The sequence below is a fragment of the Deltaproteobacteria bacterium genome, assembly GCA_029860075.1.
GTDB lineage: Bacteria > Desulfobacterota > JADFVX01 > JADFVX01 > JADFVX01 > JAOUBX01.
In genome coordinates, this window is the sequence record JAOUBX010000004.1 from 1 (window position 1) to 19,370 (window position 19,370).

The following is a 19,370-nucleotide window of genomic DNA, read 5'->3' on the forward strand; positions in this document are numbered from 1 at the left end:
TCAAATGGGGTAGCGGTGTTTTTCGACGTGGCGCCGCTTTTTTTGCAGCTAGTCCCAGGTAGTGAAAGAATGTGGCAATATCCCCGTCGCCGCCATCGAGACGGTACCAGATATGCGGGATATTTCGTGAGCGAAGGTAGCTTGCAGTGAGTGTGGTTTTACCGGAACCTCCGGGACTGCTTATCCAGGAAACAGGAGGCCTCTTATCCAGGAGAGAATATAATCGTTCTCTTTCAAGTATATCACCAGGAACAGGGGCTGCAATCTTGGCGATGGATGTTTTTTTAGTCATATATTTATAGTGCTATCTATAAAATAATTGTAATTATACTAAAGCGGGTCTCATTGTTAAAGGGATTAATGAGAAACATCACTCACATAAAAAAATGCCATTGTCAGGCATAACACCTGCAATGGCATTCTATATAAAGTTATTCCCTTGATTATTTGGCAAGAGGAATCAACTTTGTTACCCTCTTTCTTACCTCATCCTGCTCATCTTCAGGCATTGGAATAAGTCCTTTATCGATAAGATACCCGTCTTCCCCCCAGGCCTTGTCACTGGTAAACTCTTTGAGGAAACCTTCGATGCCGGGGATAGTACCAATGTGGGCCTTTTTTGCGTAGAAATAAAGAGGCCTCGATACGGGATATTCCCCTTCGGCGATGTTATCGAAGGTCGGTTCCTTGCCGTCAATGAGGCTCCCCTGGATCTTGTCACTGTTCTGGTCAAGGAAAGAGAAACCGAAGATACCGAAGGTTTCGGCATCGACTTCAAGCTTCTTTATGATGAGAACGTCGTTTTCTCCGGCATCGACAAAAGCGCCGTCTTCACGGATGGCGTGACAAATGGCTTTATATTTCTTCTTATCCTTTTTCTTCATTCCCTTGATCCAATCGAAAGATTTGCATCCACCTTCCATGGCAAGTTCGACGAAAGCATCACGGGTACCGGAAGTGGGCGGTGGACCGAGAACCTTGATCTTGCTTGAAGGGAGTGAAGGATTAACGTCCTTCCATGTTTTGTAGGGATTAGGGATAAGCTCACCGGCTTTTCCTGTGGGGACTTCCTTGGCTAGCGCAAGAAACAGGTCTTTACGGCTAATATTCATTGTTTTGGCTGCCCTTGAATTGGCAAGGACAATACCATCATAACCGATCTTAACTTCAATAATCTCTTTAATGCCCTTTTTACGGCACATTTCTATTTCTGATTTCTTGATAGCACGGGAAGAATTGATTATGTCGGGGTGAGATGCACCTATACCAGCACAAAAGAGCTTAAATCCACCACCTGAACCGGTTGACTCAATTTTAGGGGTCTTGAACTTTGTCGTTTTTCCAAACTGCTCGGCTACGACAGTAGCGAAAGGATAAACCGTCGATGAACCGACAACGCTGATGTAATCACGAGCGGCCTGGGCTGAACCTGCACTATAAGCAACAAGCAGTGCAGCTAATGAAATTAATTTAAATGTTTTTTTCATTAATTTTCTCCTATTAAATTTTGCGTTCATTTTTTGTCTCCCCCTTTGAAAAAGGGGGATTAAGGGGGATTTCTCGGTTCTCTGACTTCTAAAATCCCCCCTCACCCCCCTTTGCTAAAGGGCGGCATCAAAATAAACTGCATTTTGAATTTGTCACATTATGGCAGAGAATTATTACAGTTTTGTTACAGGAAGGTTAAGGTTAGGTTACGATCTCACTGATACACACCCCATTCCCCTCTCAATCTCCCCCTTGAAGGGAGGAGAAGTAAAAATCCTTCCCTTTCAAGGATTTATGCCCTTGAGGGTAGAGGATCAGGGTGAGAATTATTACAGTCTTGTGAAATGTATGAGGGGGCAGAAAATAACAATATCAGTCATCTTCACACCAGACAGTGCATTTTTGGCTGCCGTCGGGCCTGGCAAAAACAGCTTTTGTACATATTCCATAGGCGCTTCCTTCGAGAAATACCACTTTATCACCTCTTTTAAAAGCGGGGCACTTTTCTGTAGCTTCAAAGTTATGATTGTTTATCTCGAAAGAGCTTGCATGAGAAACGTCTTGAATTCTGTAGAGTTCATTCTTATCATCACTGAAGATACTTGAAAGTCCTCCACTTTCCTTTTTCTTTTCATCAGTATCTTCTGCCTTGATGCAATCTTTAACTTTACTCTCCACATATTCATCAAGCCATGAGCTAATGGCCTTAATCTCCTGAGGAGACAGTTTTTCAAGCCCTGATTTCTTAAACTGATCATATGGCATGACTTCAGTAATGCTTACCGGATCCGCAGCAAAAGATTGGAAGGGAAATAAAAGCATTAAAATAAAAAGAACTTTTTTCATAAACAGACCTTATCTTGAATTTAAATTTAAAGATAATCAGGGTAAGCTTGAGTTTTTCATAAAATAATCGATAAACGCTGAAATGTCAATTTGCTCTGCTGTTACAGCGGTTCATTCTTTTAGATACAACATCTCTTCAAGGGTAAAAATAAGCGCTTTTGCAACCTGCTCCATAAATTCAGGTGAAATACTATCTGACGTGTCATACCTTGTATGATAATTGGGGTTCCGCATCATGGCTGTGTCAGTAATCATGACTGCTGGAAAACCGGCATCCCAGAAAGGGGCGTGATCACTGAATCTTGAAGGAAGAAGGAGATAACCATTCATCATCACCTTGTGAGTAAAGACCTTCAGATCAGGAACCTTATTAAGGGCAATGTCCTCATAAAGAGACATTAATTTTTCCGATCCGCTGTTTCCAACAAGGGCGATAAAGTCACCAATATGTGGAGCATTTAAAAGAGGTGGAACCTGCTGACTTCCCGGTTCACTGCTTACATATCCAACGGATTCAAGGTTATAGAGTCCTTTGTAACTATGCCCCCTCCCCTTCATGACTTTTACAAAGTTCCTGCTGCCATAGAGAAAGGTAGCACCCGTCATTTGCGGTTCTTCCAATGTAAAGGCGATGAATTGCAATCCCTTTTGCGGCCCCAGTGCTCTTGCTGTCTCCAGCATGACGGCAACGCCTGATGCATTGTCATCGGCTCCCGGACTGCCTGCCACAGTATCATAATGTGCACAAACAGCATACCATTCCCTCTCAGCATCGATCCCGGAAGAGGTGGCGATAAGATTTCTATAAACCTTCCCCTGAAAATCAAACTCGTCATAATCGATATGAAAACCCAGCTTTTTGAACTCATTTTCAATATATTGAGCAGCACACTCCAGTGCATCACGGTCATAAACACCATCTCTTGCGCCTTCCAGGGTCTTTACAATTTCCATTATTTGCTTTTGCATTGTATTACTATACAACAAAAAAAGGCCTCATATAAGAGGCCCTTTAAGTTTTCTACCATATATAATTGAAAAGTACTTTTCTATTGTCTTTGCGAGCGAAGCGAAGCAATCTATATTTTGTTGGTTTATGGAGGACCGGGGAAGACTGCCCTCGGCGGTTTAATCTACTTTAAAGAAAAAGCTATCCGCTGAAGCGTCTGAACAAGGAATGTTTGCAGAAAGATAATAGCAAGAAAAACAATAATCGGTGAGAAATCTATTCCCCCCGCATGGAGCGGAAGAAGTCTTCTTACTCTATCAAGGACGGGATCTGTCGCCCTATGTAAGAACTGAACAATAGGATTATAAGGGTCGGGATTAACCCATGACAATATTACTCTGGCAAGAACTATATACATATATAGTGTGAGAACAATATTGAGTATCGCTGCGAGTGCCTCTAAAAAATTTCCAATAACAAACATAATGTGTAACTAAATAGCCTAAAGGCCCCTCTCTTGTCAATCTTAATCAGCTGATATAAAAATCAGCGGAAGACAGATTAACACAAATAAGTTTTGATTAACACTGATAAAAAACCTTAATCATCATTAAAGTATCATAATAAATCAGTGAAAATCTCTGTCAATTTATTTCAGGATTACTCACCTATAATCTTTATCTGAAACTGCCTGCTTCGCGGTCCATCAAATTCACAAAAATAAATTGCCTGCCATGTTCCCAGCAAAAGCTTTCCTTTTTCAATGATGACAGACTCGGAGCATCCCATAAGCGAGGTTTTGATATGGGCATCGGAATTCCCCTCCATATGCCTGTAATCGCCCCTTAATGGTACAAGCTTGTTCAGGTAAACCAGCATATCACGCTTAACCGAGGGGTCTGCACCTTCGTTAATGGTGATGGCGGCCGTTGTATGAGAAACAAAGAGTGTGCAGATTCCACTTGAAACACCACTTTCAGAAACTGCCTGTTTTACCTGTGCCGTTATATCGACAAACTCTTCCCGCTTTGAAGTACTAATATTTACAGTTATTAACATTAATTATCCAGTACTCCTTCAAGGTGATAAATTGGGGTTCAGAGCTTCACAAATTGGTCAAGGCAAGGCGCAGTCCGAAGAGAATGGCCTGCCCCCTTTTCAAGGACTGTAACGCGGCATTGGCCGATTTGTGAAGCGCCCTTCGGGCCAGCCAGGAAGTAGTCATCTGCGTTGTTGCACCCCAAGGGCACTTCCTTCGGGGCGCACTCTCTTGAATTAGCTATGACTAGTCCGGCGGTCGTGCGCCTAGCAGCTAACCGCTTTCTGGCTGTCTGAACTCTAATTTATCACCTTGAATGAGTACTACTATTCCGAAGAAAAATAGATCTCCCCATAATAAGCTTTTGCCTTGCCATGAGCATTGTCCGTATCGGTCATAATGGCGACGGCATCAACATTTTTTACATCATCTCCAAAGAGTTTTCTGTAATCTTCACGAATATTGCGTTTGTAAGTCAACCACTTACCCAGGTTATCAGGGCCCGATTCAACGGCGATCATCATGGCGTTTGACGTAAATGCATTGGGCCAATTACTGTTAAGAGTTTGTGAACTGGACCAGACATAATTGAGGGCCTTTGTTTTCCAGAAAAAGAGACCTCCTGAAAAAACAACATAAACCCTTGCCGGGTAATCATCACCGGCTTTACTTTTTTCATCAAGTCCGTCGAAGATATTTTCCACACGCCAGGTCCAGTTGAGATAAGGTGTTTTTTCAAGATCCACTTCAAGCTCTTTGAACATGCCCGATGCCGCATCATTACTTTTTGCTTCCAGCACCTTCCTCGCCTCAATATATACGATCCTGTAATCCGTCTTGCCGGCAAATTCCTTCTCTTCCCAGCCGGACAGGTCACCCCTGTCAAAATTACCAATGCTTACAGATTCTCCTGAAGCAGTATTAATAAAAAGAAAAAAAGCAAATGTTAAGAAAAAAGTGTTTTTCATAGTCTTTATCCTGGTACTCATTCAATTTATTACATTGAAGGAGTACTAGCAAAAGTATAATAAATATGGAGCTCTTCTTCAATAATTGTTTCATCATATTTCTGATATACTTTGCTTGAGACTTACATATAGATTGAACATTTACACTATTCTATAGTAATATTGTTCAACTCAATAAAGGACACTCTATGAAACCAAGCGTCAAAACAATTACCGTGAAAATGCTTCTTACCGTTATACTCCTTGCAGCTCTTAGTATGACGATTATTATCGGATTTAGTTTCAGAACGCTTTCTCACAAGATTGTTAAGAACCAGGCAATAGCCATATCTGAACTGGTGAAAGCCGGCATTACGTCGCATATGAAAGCCGGTATTATGGATAAAAGGGATTACTTTCTCAGTGAAATAAGATCTTTAAAAAAGATTGAAGGTATGAAGGTTGTCCGTTCGCAATACGTCATTAACCAGTTTGGGCCCGGTTTTAAAGGTGAAAGCGACAGGGATGAACTGATCAATCTCGCCTTAACATCAAAAGAGGCTCAGTTCGTCGTCGAAGAATTTGTATTCTACCCATCAATTCGATCTGTCATCCCTTTCATAGCCTCAAAAGAAGGGGCATTAAGCTGCCTTGATTGTCATAAAGTGAAAGAAGGTACCGTTCTTGGCGCCGTGGATATCAGTCTCGATCTTTCTGAATATAGAAACGATGCCATGTGGATTATAGGAGCTATTTTAGGCCTTTCTGTCATGTTTGTTGTCATGATCATCATCAATACCTTCAAAACGGTTCAGCAACACGTCAAGGATCCTCTGGAACATTTAATAGAAAAGGCAAGAGAAGCCTATAACAGGCATAAGCCCGTTGAAGAAGAGCTTTTTGAAAGCCTTGAATTTGAAAATGTCGCCAAAGAAATTAATCTCTTTAACGATGACATTGTAAAAAGTCACATTCTTCTGGAAGAGAAAAATAAAGAGCTGTCTCAACTTAACGATGAAATAGAGGAAACACTAAAAGAAACAATTTTCACAATGGGTATCATTGAAGAACAGAAATCAAAGGAAACAAAAAACCACACGAGAAGAGTCAGTGAATATTGCAAACTTCTTGCTAAGAAATATGGTTTATCTCATGAAGAAGTTGAGATTGTGGGTTCTGCTGCGCCACTTCATGATATCGGTAAAATCGGCATATCCGACTATATCTTGTTGAAAACAGGCCCTCTCACTCTGGAAGAACAGGAAATCATGAAGAGCCATACTCTAATGGGCTATTCTATGCTTATCCATTCAACAAGAAGTATTCTTAAGGCAGCGGCAATCATCTCTCACCAGCATCATGAAAAATGGGATGGTTCAGGCTATCCCCAGGGACTTAAGGGGGAAAATATCCATATTTATGGTAGAATTGCAGCCCTTGCCGATGTTTTTGATGCACTTTCCATGAAGCGTCCCTATAAGGAACCCTGGACAACAGAAAAGATTTTAAAACATATAGAGGATTCCAGTGGAAGTCATTTTGACCCTGTCCTGGTGGCAATTCTCTTTAATAATCTTGATGAATTCAAGGAGATAGGTAAAAAATACAACATAAATTTCGAGGAGCCCAGACACTTGCTCCACAAATTGAATAAGAAGACAGGTGAACTGATTTATGAAATTTAACGTGAGAGTAATAAATACAGTGGCCGGTAGACAAATGAAATACCTGCATGGCTAGCAACATGTATTCAGAAAAAAAACTAATAGTCCCATGACTATCAAGTAAAAATAAAAAGGGAGACATTCTCATTGCAATGTCTCCCTTTAATCAACTTTTATTATTAATTTGTAATACTGTTAAGCCATCTCAGAGGTAGCTTCTAATAGAAAATCATAGCAGTTATCTTTGATCTTTGAATTGGCTCGCTGCCTCATTGCATTTCTTGGATGCCTGTTGAGGTGTCCGCTAATGCCGTAAATATCATTAAAGCCCCATTCTATCTCTTTTCTTAGTGCAACTACATGCTCCTGAATCACCTTGTAAAGAGGCCTTGAAGTAAATTTGGGATTTTTAAGGAAATTAAGAAGAAGTTCCAGGTTGCAATTGCCGGCGCCCCGGCCCATTCCATTTACAGTGGCGTCGAGCATGTTTACACCATCAATGATGGCCTGCTGTGTATTTGAAAAAGCAAGCTGCTGGTTATTATGAGCATGGAAACCAAGCTCCTTCTTGGGCGCATGTTCCTTATACAACTTGATATAACTGGTTACCTGCTCAGAATAGAAAGCGCCGTAACTGTCGACAAGGTAAAGGTAATCTACCTCCGGTGTTTCATTTATCTGCTGAAGTCCTTCAATAAGCTCGGTCTTGATTGCCGCTGAACATGCCATAATATTGATAGCTGTCATATAACCGAGATCCTTGGTTCGCTTAACGAGGTCAAGGCCCTTATCGATGTCCGGAACATAACATGCCGTACGCACCATATCTATAACTGATTGATCAGCAGCAAGCATGGAGGAGACGTCTACTCTTCCCACATCATACATTACTGCCAGCAAAGGTCTTGTTTCACCGTCATAAGAATCAACAACAGCCTTGATGTCATCTTCGTCGCAAAAATTCCATTTACCATATTTTTCACGGGTATATTCATCACTCTCACAGAGCTTCTTTCCTATTTCCATAATATCGACGCCTGCCTTGCAGGTGGCCTGATAAATAGCCTTCACAAAATCATCAGTAAAATGATAATTATTGATAAGACCGCCATCGCGGATTGTGCAGTCGAGAACTTTTAACTCTTTTCTATACATCTTAATAACTCCGGGCTACTTTTTTAAAGTTTAAGAAAATTGAGCATATTAGCTTAAAAAAGCTCGAAAAACAAGGCTTTTAAGGGATATATACTCTTTTTTAAATTATCCTTACAGGCAATGGCCCTCATAAAATATCAATCAGGGGCGGTATGCATAGATGATTCAACAAGAGAAATCATTTTTTTAAGTACACTATATGCAGCAATTCCAGACAAGATGTAAGAAATTGCCGCAGCACCGAATATCCCTTTCAGACCAATAAGTTCAGAACCTGCCCAGGCCAGTGGTATATAAATAACAAAGGCCTGCACAGAACTAAGCACTGCAGAATGAAGCGGCTTTTTAAGAACATTCAGTGCCTGGCATGACAATCTTAAAACGCCCTGCAAACTGTAACCGGCAGGGACAATCCAGAGATAATCAGCAATGATGGAAATAACAAGTTCGTTGTCACTGAAAAGTGAGCCAATGAAGCGACCTGAGAGTGCAAGGATAAGCCCCATCAATAATCCCCACCCTATAGCAAATTGCTGAGAGTATCGTATTCCCAGGCGTAGTCTGTCGAACTTTCGGGCCCCAATATTTTGTCCAACAAAAGGGCCGATAACAGCATGGAGCGCCATAACGATGATAAGAGCAATCATGTCGATGCGTGATGCCACGCCAAAAGCCGCCACAGCTTCAGGACCATAGTCGGCAACGATTCTTATAATAATACCTGTAGAGATGGGAATTATTAAATTTGCTCCCGCAGTAGAGAGACTGATATAAAGTACCTGCTTCCAGGAATCCACCATTTTCTGAATGCCCGGATATGAAAATTCAATCATCTTTTCACGTTTGTAGAGAACATACATTGACAAAAGAAATGAAAATATTCTCGAAATTACCGTTGCAATAGCTGCACCAGCCAGTTCAAGACGGGGAAAAGGCCCTATGCCGAATATGAGTAAGGGATCGAGGATGAGGTTCATTAGCATAGCCAGAAGCATGATGACACTTGCCGTTTTCGTATCTCCCGTTGCCCGAATGGCATTATTTCCTACCATTGGAATGACCAGGAAAAGAACACTGGCATACCATATAACCATATATTCTTTTATGAGGGGATATATGTGAGAGGGGGCACCCAGCAACCTGAACGTCGGTTCCATAAGAGCAAGACCCAAAGCAACAAATACAACTACAATCAAGAAAGAAAGAATCAGGCTGTCTGTTGTTAGTCTGACCACTTTATTACGATTGCCTTCACCGATGGCACGGGAGATTGTCGCCGAGGCGCCTATACCGAGCCCCAGGGAAATACTTGCTACGATCATGACAATGGGAAAAGTAAAGCTCATTGCCGCAAGTTCCTTCGTTCCAAGCTTGCTGACAAAGTAAGTATCGATAAGATTAAAAGCGATAATGGAGAGCATCCCGAAAATCATGGGAATGGTCATATTGATGAGCAGCTTATGAACAGGACCGTCAACAAGGTGGGCTTTTCTTTTTTCACTTCTCATAATTTAAATAAAACTAATTCTTTTAAAGCAGGACATAAAAAAGAAGAATTCAAATAATTGGAGATAAAGGGTATATTCCGGTTGCAAGGATTCCGAAACAGGGCTACTTCAGATATTCTTAGCCTCCTCTTCAAACTTCTCTTCAAATCGCTCATAATCATAGGTCACTCTGTCAAGATCTGAATAGGCCATATCAAGACTATCTCTCAGCTCTCCCGTTGACTTTGATAACTCGACAATAAGATCACTATCAGATTCCTGGGATGCCTTGACAAGTGCTTCATTTTCCTCTTCAAGCCTTTCTTCCAGCTCCATGATCTTCATTTCAAGGGTATCCATCTCTTTCCTGAGGGGGGTTAAAATGGTGGAACGTTTTGCCGTAAGTTCCGCCCTTGCCTTTCTAAGCTCCTTTTTACTTACTTTGGCCTTATCATCTTCGCCTTTCCCTCCGGCGGCCTTAACACCGGGCGCTTCATCATCGCCCCACCCGACCTGGCTGAGGAAGTCGGCATAGCTGCCGTCGAAAAAAAAGACTTCATCATTATGAAATACGATAAGCTTTGTGGCAATCCTGTGAAGAATGGCCTCATTATGGGTAATCATAACAACGGCCCCTTTGAAAGCATCGCTTGCATCCATGAGTGCATCGGTAGATTCCATATCGAGGTGGTTGCTCGGTTCATCGAGGAGCAAAAGATTTGTCGGTCTCACAAGAAGATTTCCCAGAAGAACACGGCACTTTTCTCCTCCTGAAAGAACGCTGATCTTCTTAAGTGCAAAATCACCTGAGAACATCATAGCGCCGCATATTTTCCTGGAAGCCCCCCTGTCCTTATCAGGGTGATTAGACATGATCTCTTCTTCAACTGTCATATGATCATGAAGCGATGCCGTATGGCTTTGTTCAAAATAAGCTTTTTCAACCTTTTCATGCACCTTTATTTCGCCGGAAATTGGCCTTAACTGGCCGGCAAGGAGTTTTAGCAGCGTTGTCTTTCCCTTTCCGTTTTTACCGATGATACAGATCTTGTCATGGGGGCAGATAGAAAAATCCAGATTGCTGATAAGGTCCGGCTGTCCCGGTCCGTAGTTAAATGTCAGGCCCTTTACTTCCATCATCCTTTTTGCCTGGAAAGGCGCATGGCTGAAGGAGAATGCCAGGTTTGCTATATTACCAAGTTTCTCCGTCTCCCCCATCTTTTCGAGCGCCTTGATGCGTGACTGGACCTGTTTGGCTTTTGTCGCCTTTGCCCTGAAACGGTTAATAAACTGCTCAGCCTCTTGCCGCTTCTTTTCTTCACCAAGACGTTGCTTTTCCTGAAGCTCCTCTTCCTGAGCAATTTTCCCGTAATAGGCAGAAGTGGTTCCTTTCAATTTTCTTATTCCACCACGATGAATTCCCATGGTATGCGTCGTTACGGCATCCATAAAACCCCTGTCATGGCAGATAATAAGCAGTTCATTGGGCCATAATTTTAAAAAGCCTGTAAGCCAGCGAATAGAGAGAATGTCCAGAAAGTTCGTCGGTTCATCAAGGAGAAGGAGATTAGGCTCTGAAACGAGCACCTTGGCAAGATTAATCCTGATTTGGTAGCCCCCTGAAAACTCATGGGGATGGCGTAAAAAATCATCTTCCGAAAAACCGAGACCTGACAGGACCTTCTCTACACGCCATTCATCATTTATCTGTTCCTCCCGGAGTCCAAGGCAAGCCTCTTCTATGACCGTGTCTCTGGTAAAGTTAATATGCTGGTTCAGGTAACCGATGCGGTAGTTCTGGGGTGTAATAATATTCCCTTCATCATAAGGCTCCTGCCCTGTCAGGATTTTAAAGAGTGTCGATTTGCCGTGGCCATTTCTACCGACAAGGCCTGCTCTTTCACGGTCTCCTATGCTGAAAGAGGCATCCTTAAAGAGAACCTGTTCTCCATATTGTTTACTTAAATTCTGAACTGAAATCATTATTGCCTATGTCCTTATTTATGTAGATATTTTAAATGAATAGGGTATGATAACATAGAAAGGTGCAATTTAGTACGTACTCATTATTTTGTACGGAGGTCTTCCTTATCTTTCTCAGTCACTTAAGATAGATAATTTAAAAAAGGAGGTATTTCATATATGAACAATAATTTTGAGGCCTGCCCCTATTGCGGCAAGAAAATCATGAAAGGGGCCATGCGATGCATGGCATGCGGCAAAATACTTAAAACGGCCGATGAGCAACAGTTATCTATTGAGAGATACAAAAAATCTCAAGAGTCTTCTTTCATAAATACCATTGTCAAATTCATCTTTTTTCTGCTTTTTATTGCTGCTTTGGGAATCTTATACAGGTTCTACGGTGATCAGATATTGGACTTTATCAGACCATATCTGAATTAATCCCGGAAAGGGCAGTAAGGAAAAGAAGGCTAATTAATAGAACTCATTGTTCACGTTATATTCTTTTTAGCGTCTTTTTCAAGTAAACTTTTCACACTTTCTCTAAGCATTGCAACCCTGACAGGTTTATGTAAATAGTCCTTATAGCCCAGGTTATCAAGTTCAAATAAGGTTTCTTCATCCCTGTTGCCGGAAATAAGCAGTACGGGAATATTGCTCTTTTTTTCTTTCAGTGATCTGACAAAATCTATTCCTGAAAAATGAGGCATTTCAATGTCCGATATAATGAGATCAATATCATCGGCCTCACTAATTACAGACAGGGCACCTTTCCCGCCTGAAGCGCTACTTACCCTGTATCCATCAGCATTGAATAAATGAAGATATAAAGAACGGGTTGTTTCATCGTCATCAACAACCAGAATATGGTAATCCATTGACTAACCTACGGTGTTTTTTCTCATTATAATATCAAAGAATTGAGGCAGGAAATATAGAGGGGATAACCTTTTTTATGTCGTCATTTGCACTACAAAAAGGTTTTTCATCTACAAAAAAAGGAATCTCTATTCAATCAAACCATGTTTCACAGCATAATAGGTAAGCTCGGCATTGTTCTTCAAATTCATTTTTTCGAGCGTCCTTATCCTGTAAGTGCTAACCGTATTTTCGCTCAGTCTGAGTTCATCTGCAATTGCTTTTACCGTCTTTCCCGAGGCAATCATACACATAATCTGGTATTCCCGGTTAGAAAGCTTTTCATGAGGAATTATTTCATTGTTTTCTTCTATGGCAAAGGCAAGCCTTTCCGCCAGCGATGAAGTGAGGTACTTCCCACCATGGAGGACCTTTTTTATGGCCTCAATAAGTTCATCGGCAATACTCTTTTTTGTCAGATATGCAGAAGCGCCCGACTTTAACGCCCTGATGGCATATTGATCTTCAGGATAAGCGCTAAGCATAAGAACAGGTACTTTGGGACTGGCCTTTTTTATATCTTTAATAATATCGAGACCGCTCCTGCCCGGCATGGCAATATCGAGAAGGACTATCTGGTAGTCACTGCTATTTATGCAACTAAGTGCCTGACTTGAATTAGAAGCTTCATCGACTGTAACATCGTCGAAGGAATCATAGAGCAGCTCTTTAAGACCTCTTCTGAATATGGGATGATCATCAGCTATAAGCATCTTTATCATTAGTTCACCCTGCCTTTATATGGAATAGAAACAAAAACCTCAGTTCCTTTGCCTTTTTCTCCTGAAATAATCAACTCCCCCTTCCATGGCGAAATTCTCTCCCTCATGCCTATGAGACCAATGGACATAGGATCATGAATATGCCTTTTTTCAATCCCTGTCCCGTCATCTCTGACAATCAGTTCTATCTTGTCATCACCAACGGACAAATTAAGATCCACCTGTGAAGCCTCTGCATGTCGAACAATATTGGTCATCGCTTCCTGTACAATACGAAAGAGAGCAAGAGAGAGTTTATCACAAAGATCAATCTCTTTTGGCTCAAGTATAACATTATATTTGATTTCCGACCTTTCTTCAAAGCTTTGAACAAGCCATTCAACGGCGGATATAAGCCCCAAATCATCGAGAACAGTGGTTCTTAACTGTGAGGAAATTTTTTGCACCGAGTCGATTGCATTATCAACAAGACAGGAAACCCCTTCAATCTTTTTTATTAAGCTCCCCTGATCATCTCCCAATCTTTTTTTAACCCAGAAAAGATCGAGATTAATCACAGACAGGATTTGTCCTAATTCATCATGAATATCACGGGCCACACCCTGTCTCTCTTCTTCCCGAACATTCTGGAGGTGTAAAGCGAGATTATGCAGTTGCTGCCTCGATTCCTCCAGTTTTTCTTCGGCCACCTTTCTATCGGTAATATCTTCCACAATACCAAGCATCCTGATGGGTCTCTTTTTTTTATCCCTCATAACATCACCCGATTCGAGCATCCATTTTACGGAGCCATCAGGCCAGATGATCCTGTGTTCTACGAGATAATTCTTCCCCTCATTTACTGAAGCATTGACGGAGTCCGTGACAAATTGCCGGTCATCAGGGTGAAGGCAGTCGAGAAATGCTTCAAAAGTTCTTTTAAATTCTCCCTTTTTAAAACCGAAAAGAGGCTCAATTTGTTCGGACCATTCCAAGCTCCCCGTTTCTATATTCCAGTCCCAGCTTCCCACATTAGCCAGTTTCTGGGCAAGCGAATATCGTTCCTCACTCTCCCTCAAAGCAGCTTCAATTGCTTTGCGATTCTCTATTTCCTGTTGCAGTTGCCTGTTAATCTGAACCAGATCTTTTGTACTCTCTTTTACCCGTTCTTCAAGCTGCTCATTTGCATGCTTCAAGGCCTTTTTCTGATCATCAATTATCTCTTTCAGATAAGCCGTATATTTAAGTTCTATTCCTTTAGTCACATCAAACTGTGTAACAAATCCCGAAATTTTGCCCTTCTCCGAGACAACAGGCATATGGCGAATGTTTTTCTTAAGCATTATGCTCAAGGTATCGAGTACATTAGAATTTTCGGGAGTAGTCACAAGGGGAGAAGACATGACATTCTCTACCGTTGCAGTCTCCAGCGTGTTTTCCCTGTTCCCTATTTTTACGAAATCACGCTCAGTCAAGATACCGACGGGTTCGCCCTCTTTTGTAGCTATAATGCAGCTTACCCCTGACCTTGCCATCAATTGTATTGCATCCTTCAACAATGCCTTCCTGTCTATAGATACGGCATTTCTTGTCATGATTTCAGAGACTTCCTTTAAGTCGACAAAATATTCAAATCCCAGGAGCTGCATAAGATTTGTCAGTGTAATAACACCCTTAACTTTACCGGCATCATTAACTACAACAAGGTGTCGAATCCCTCTGGAAACAAACTTATTCACTGCTGAAAAAGCATCTTCTTTGATATTTACGGTAATAACAGGAGAAGTCATGACATTCTCCACAAGCTTTCCCTTGAGTCCACTCCCGCACATGAGATTGACAATGTCTCTTTCGGTAATAACTCCGGCAAGACTTTTTTCAGCCGATAGAATAACAAGGAAGCTGATTCTTTTTTCAACCATCATAGTCAGAGCATGACCGAGAGGCTTATCAGCCATAATGGTAACGACATTTGAGGACATAATGTCTTTAATTGATTTTTTTAACATCTATCTCCGCAGAAAGTAAAAATATGTGATCAGTCTAGACCTTGAATTAATTTAAATCAAGGAGCCTGAAGGACTCAGGAACTCACAGCAGGAAAAATTAATTTTATAACAATTGATCTTATGCCACAAGAGAGATTTATTACTAAGTCTTCGTAAGGGATCTTAATTTTTCCAGAATCTTTACCATGGCCAGCGTATCGAGCTTGCAATATTCAAGCAGATCTTTAATAATCAATGCTCTTTCTTCTTTATCTTCTTTCCCGGCAAGTCCCTTATAGGCAATAACGGCATCTTCACCATTGGCAACAGCCATGCCTGAATAACCGAGGTCCGGCACGAGCGCCGGAAGAACGTATTTGAGAGAGTAGCTCCCTTTAAGTGCCTTTGAATAATAGAACCTGTTTTTAAAAGGCTCCATCAGGTCTGCAACGTTATCATAGATGGCCATCAATTTTTCACTATATTGAGGAAAAAGGGCGGCAAGATCTTTAATTATTCCTTTTTCAAATTGCATATTATAGGTAATGACACAGGCATTTTCAGGAATAAGCTCTACCAGCATTCGTGCCAGTTCCTCCCTGCCGTCATGCCCTGACTCTGCAAGGAATTCATTGTGATCAAGGTCATCATGAGGGGAATTAAGAGCATAGATTGAAAATTGAAAGGGAATCCTGCAATAGGGACTTGTATTATCAAAAGGGGGGATGGCCTCATTGTAAAGGGTTTCAAAGTCGAGAAAGGCTAAAGGGTAATAAAGCTTATGGAGAAAGGCTTTTATGCTGTCCCTGTCTATGTATTCCCGGTCGTAAAGCTCCGCCTCTACCTGCATGCGCTGATCTTTGTTAAGGCCCTTTAAATCGATATCTTCAAAGCGGATAACACCGAGCCTGTAATAAGCAAACTTATCAATTCCCCTGCCCCTTAATTGAAAGATGGAGTTTTCAGGAATGTGAGCCCAGCAGTGAGGGATAAATTCACATTCATAAGGTTCATTGCAATGGGGGCCGATATCGATTAAGGTCGTCAATCCTGAGGCAAGCATCTCTCTCTGGCGGGCCAGCTCACTTTCAACAACCTCCATGGCTGAGGCAATATTCTCTGTCAGGTCTGCAATCCTGAAGAGTTGGTGAACATCAATATCACCCTGCCTCACATAATCACTATTAATATGGACAAGGCAGGCCTTTGAAAGATTGATACCACAACCCTTTAAGACACGGCACTGGATGGCTATATCATAAATATGAAGATCTTTGACTCCTGTTGAACTCTTTACTTCATAAAGCTCCCAACCATCATCACCTTTATGAAGGATATCGACAATAGCCATCACATTATCATGGCTGAAACTTGCCTCATAGATAGTTTCAACTCCCTTATGAATAAGGTCTTTTGTATGAATAATCTTTTTCTTAAGTGTCCCTTCTTCATAAAGGATTTCTTCCCCGCCGGGAAAGAGTTCCCTGGCCAGCTTGCCCACCGCCTTTCCTTCATCAAAAAGAGCTTGCAGACCGGCAGAAGGTTCTACCCTCAAGTGGGGTCTGTTTTTATATAACCAGAGTGATTTATGGCACTGGAGACCACGGATAAATTGTGATTTAGAGAGGAAAGGGGTCATGAATCAATGGTGTTTTGGAAGGGTTGCAGGAAAATCCCGGATATACCCGGTTCTGGCTCTGGTTCTGATCAGGGCTCTACTCTACATGGCGCTCTGTAAATTTCTTCTCATACTTGAAATCTGAATAATATTGAGAACTCTTGCTTTCAAAATTTCAACAAGCTCAGGCTGCATATATCCATATCTGTCAGGAACATCGAGAACGATCATTCTTTTGTTCTTAAGCAGTTTACTATATCGCCTGCTTATTTTACTTCTATGTCTCTCTTCCATGACAAAGATCAGGTCCGCCCATTCAATCAGATCACCACTTACCGGTGTAGAGGCATCAGCATTGGTACCGGCACCGATAGCCTGAACACCTTCAAATCTGGAAAACACAGCCTCTGCAGTGGGACTGCGGAGTCTGTTTTCACTGCAAACAAAGAGTAGCTTTTTCATACATTAGGGACTATTGAATCGCTATAGATTATGGTAAGAATATAGTTAAATTAATCATAGAAAAAGAACAATTGCAAACATTTATACCAAAAAAGCGGCAATTTCATAATGATTTTATTGATAAAAAATTATAAGGCAGAAGGTGACTTTTCTTCGCTACCCCCTAAGTCCGACTGGCTATTAGAGCGTACCTCAAGCCCCTCCCTCGATTGAAACTCTCAGTTCTTCCAGTTCTTCCCAACGTTTATAATCCTCTTCCAGGCTTTTTTCTATATTTTCAATGTCTGCTTTTATCTCAGAAATCCTGTCACTATTACGGTATATTTCAGGGTCAGTCATAAACTGGTAAAGTTCCTCTTTTTTTTCTTCCAGCTTCTCTATTTTCTCAGGAAGCTCTTGCAGCTCCTTATTTTCCCTGAAACTCAACTTACGGGGGCGTTCCTGCTTTTGCTTTGCTCCGGTTTTTTTTTGATTTTCCTTTATTTCAACCTTACGCTGCCTTAGCCAGTCATCATAACCACCGACATACTCTTCGACTCTTCCCACCCCTTCAAAAACAATAGTGCTCGTTACAATGTTATTTATAAAAGAGCGGTCGTGACTAACGAGAAGGAGCGTGCCCTTATATTCTGAAAGGACCTCTTCAAGAAGATCAAGGGTTTCCATATCAAGATCATTTGTGGGCTCATCCATGACGATAACGTTTGACGGCTTGGTAAAAAGTTTTGCCAGCAAGAGGCGATTTCTCTCACCGCCGGAAAGAATTTTTACGGGGCTCCTCGCCCTGTCGGGCGTAAAAAGAAAATCCTGCAAATATCCGATAATATGTCTTGATTTACCGTTAAGAATGACATGGTCATTCCCTTCACCCACATTATCCTGGACACTTTTTTCTTCTTCGAGTTGAGATCTTAACTGGTCGAAGTAGGCTACCTCCAGCTTTGTTCCCAGCTTTAGAGTACCGGAAAGAGGCTCCATTTTATGAAGAAGCGTCTTGAGAAGTGTCGTTTTACCGGCGCCATTGGGACCGATTATGCCCACCTTATCACCGCGCATGATGATGGTGGAGAAATCTTTTACAACAACATTACCGTCATAACCGCAGCTAAGGTTTTCGGCCTCTATGACAAGCTTTCCCGACAGTTTACCTTGCTGCAGACTCATCTTTACCTCACCCATGTGCTGTCGCCTATCCTGAAGCTCCCTGCGCATTTTTACAAGCGCCCTCACCCTCCCCTCATTACGGGTCCGCCTTGCCTTGATCCCCTTCCTGATCCATACTTCCTCGTCAGAAAGTTTTTTATCAAACTTTGCTCTTTGGGCCGCTTCCTCCTCTAAAAGCGACTCCTTTCTTTCGAGATAAGTATTGTAGTCGCAATTCCAGCTGCCAAGGCAGCCTCTATCAAGTTCGACTATGCGTGTAGCAAGCTTTTGCAGGAAAGTGCGGTCATGGGTAACAAAGAAAATGCTCCCTTTGTATCTAAGAAGGAAATCTTCCAGCCAGGCAATAGAGTCAATATCAAGATGGTTAGTCGGCTCATCAAGAAGGAGTATATGAGGATCTGTGGCAATTCCTCTTGCAAGAAGTACCCTTCGCTTCATGCCTGCTGAAAGATTTTTAAAAAGAGATGCGCCGTTAAGTTTCATCTGCGAGAGAAGCCTTTCTACCTGCTGCTGTCCTTCCCAGCCCGCACCATCACTAAGAGCTTCTTCCACTACGTCAGACACGGTATCATCAAGACGGTTAGGCACCTCTTGTGTCAAATAGGCAACACGGAGCGACTGCTGCCGGGCAATCTTTCCACTGTCAACGGCAATATCCCCTCTGATCACTTTCATCAGTGTCGATTTGCCTGCACCATTTCTACCGAGCAGACAGACCCTTTCATTTTCTTCTATCTGCAGGTTAACGCCATCAAAAAGAGGCGGTCCTCCGAAACTTAGTTTGACATCATTCATACTCAGAAGAGCCATAAAGATTATTCTCCGTCATTTAATATACAGGAGCCTGTCGGACTTAGGGCTTTTTCTCGCTACAAATTCCTAAGTCAGACAGACTCCTAGCCGGCATTATAGCATTTTCTTGAATTATTAAGTAATGATTCCACTCAATGAAGGCGGGGAATACAGAAAAGAATATAAA

18 protein-coding genes are annotated in these 19,370 nt (G+C 41.8%); 2 read left to right on the top strand and 16 right to left on the bottom strand.

Annotated features, from left to right (window positions below; genetic code table 11):
- The 7 genes from OEV42_01850 to OEV42_01880 form a co-directional block, all read right to left on the bottom strand.
- On the bottom strand, positions 1-292 hold a 292-nt coding region (locus tag OEV42_01850), incomplete at its 3' end, for a hypothetical protein (GenBank protein MDH3972999.1).
- Between the two features lie 151 nt (positions 293-443).
- The gene (locus OEV42_01855; protein ID MDH3973000.1) at positions 444-1,487 is read right to left on the bottom strand and encodes a substrate-binding domain-containing protein; all 1,044 of its coding nucleotides are present in this window, start codon (positions 1,485-1,487) and stop codon (positions 444-446) included.
- A 373-nt stretch (positions 1,488-1,860) separates the two neighbouring features.
- Positions 1,861-2,334 carry a hypothetical protein gene (locus OEV42_01860; GenBank protein ID MDH3973001.1) on the bottom strand — a complete coding sequence of 158 codons (474 nt, stop codon included), beginning with the start codon at positions 2,332-2,334 and terminating at the stop codon, positions 1,861-1,863.
- 111 nt (positions 2,335-2,445) lie between these two features.
- Complete coding sequence (locus OEV42_01865; protein MDH3973002.1) at positions 2,446-3,288, bottom strand: M28 family peptidase; 843 nt, start codon at positions 3,286-3,288, stop codon at positions 2,446-2,448.
- A gap of 179 nt (positions 3,289-3,467) precedes the next feature.
- Positions 3,468-3,767, bottom strand: coding sequence for a YggT family protein (locus tag OEV42_01870; protein MDH3973003.1), 300 nt, complete (start codon positions 3,765-3,767; stop codon positions 3,468-3,470).
- Between the two features lie 176 nt (positions 3,768-3,943).
- On the bottom strand, positions 3,944-4,342 hold the full coding sequence (locus tag OEV42_01875; GenBank protein MDH3973004.1) for a secondary thiamine-phosphate synthase enzyme YjbQ: 399 nt from the start codon (positions 4,340-4,342) through the stop codon (positions 3,944-3,946).
- Positions 4,343-4,648: 306 nt separating this feature from the next.
- Positions 4,649-5,290 carry a DUF3047 domain-containing protein gene (locus tag OEV42_01880; protein ID MDH3973005.1) on the bottom strand — a complete coding sequence of 214 codons (642 nt, stop codon included), beginning with the start codon at positions 5,288-5,290 and terminating at the stop codon, positions 4,649-4,651.
- A gap of 188 nt (positions 5,291-5,478) precedes the next feature.
- Between OEV42_01880 and OEV42_01885 the strand changes: the two genes are divergently transcribed.
- Entirely contained in the window at positions 5,479-6,954 is a 1,476-nt protein-coding gene (locus OEV42_01885; GenBank protein MDH3973006.1) for an HD domain-containing protein, read from the top strand.
- Between the two features lie 174 nt (positions 6,955-7,128).
- Here OEV42_01885 and OEV42_01890 read toward each other — a convergent pair whose 3' ends face one another.
- The 3 genes from OEV42_01890 to OEV42_01900 all read right to left on the bottom strand — a co-directional run bounded on the left by OEV42_01890 (position 7,129) and on the right by OEV42_01900 (position 11,558).
- On the bottom strand, positions 7,129-8,088 hold the full coding sequence (locus OEV42_01890; GenBank protein MDH3973007.1) for an aldolase catalytic domain-containing protein: 960 nt from the start codon (positions 8,086-8,088) through the stop codon (positions 7,129-7,131).
- Between the two features lie 137 nt (positions 8,089-8,225).
- The gene (locus OEV42_01895; GenBank protein ID MDH3973008.1) at positions 8,226-9,596 is read right to left on the bottom strand and encodes an MATE family efflux transporter; all 1,371 of its coding nucleotides are present in this window, start codon (positions 9,594-9,596) and stop codon (positions 8,226-8,228) included.
- A gap of 108 nt (positions 9,597-9,704) precedes the next feature.
- On the bottom strand, positions 9,705-11,558 hold the full coding sequence (locus tag OEV42_01900) for an ATP-binding cassette domain-containing protein (GenBank protein MDH3973009.1): 1,854 nt from the start codon (positions 11,556-11,558) through the stop codon (positions 9,705-9,707).
- 159 nt (positions 11,559-11,717) lie between these two features.
- Here OEV42_01900 and OEV42_01905 point away from each other — a divergent pair, with 159 nt between their 5' ends.
- On the top strand, positions 11,718-11,981 hold the full coding sequence (locus tag OEV42_01905) for a hypothetical protein (protein MDH3973010.1): 264 nt from the start codon (positions 11,718-11,720) through the stop codon (positions 11,979-11,981).
- A gap of 50 nt (positions 11,982-12,031) precedes the next feature.
- Here OEV42_01905 and OEV42_01910 read toward each other — a convergent pair whose 3' ends face one another.
- From OEV42_01910 to OEV42_01935, 6 genes are all read right to left on the bottom strand, one after another.
- The gene (locus OEV42_01910; protein ID MDH3973011.1) at positions 12,032-12,418 is read right to left on the bottom strand and encodes a response regulator; all 387 of its coding nucleotides are present in this window, start codon (positions 12,416-12,418) and stop codon (positions 12,032-12,034) included.
- A 129-nt stretch (positions 12,419-12,547) separates the two neighbouring features.
- Positions 12,548-13,180, bottom strand: a complete 633-nt coding sequence (locus tag OEV42_01915) for a response regulator transcription factor (GenBank protein ID MDH3973012.1) — start codon at positions 13,178-13,180, stop codon at positions 12,548-12,550.
- The gene (locus OEV42_01920) at positions 13,180-15,168 is read right to left on the bottom strand and encodes a CBS domain-containing protein (GenBank protein MDH3973013.1); all 1,989 of its coding nucleotides are present in this window, start codon (positions 15,166-15,168) and stop codon (positions 13,180-13,182) included. The genes OEV42_01915 and OEV42_01920 overlap by 1 nt, the downstream gene beginning before the upstream one ends.
- Positions 15,169-15,310: 142 nt before the next feature.
- On the bottom strand, positions 15,311-16,702 hold the full coding sequence (locus tag OEV42_01925) for a DUF2779 domain-containing protein (GenBank protein ID MDH3973014.1): 1,392 nt from the start codon (positions 16,700-16,702) through the stop codon (positions 15,311-15,313).
- Between the two features lie 165 nt (positions 16,703-16,867).
- On the bottom strand, positions 16,868-17,227 hold the full coding sequence (locus OEV42_01930) for a phosphotyrosine protein phosphatase (GenBank protein MDH3973015.1): 360 nt from the start codon (positions 17,225-17,227) through the stop codon (positions 16,868-16,870).
- A gap of 192 nt (positions 17,228-17,419) precedes the next feature.
- Positions 17,420-19,201, bottom strand: coding sequence for an ATP-binding cassette domain-containing protein (locus OEV42_01935; GenBank protein ID MDH3973016.1), 1,782 nt, complete (start codon positions 19,199-19,201; stop codon positions 17,420-17,422).
- Between the last annotated feature and the right edge of the window lie 169 nt (positions 19,202-19,370).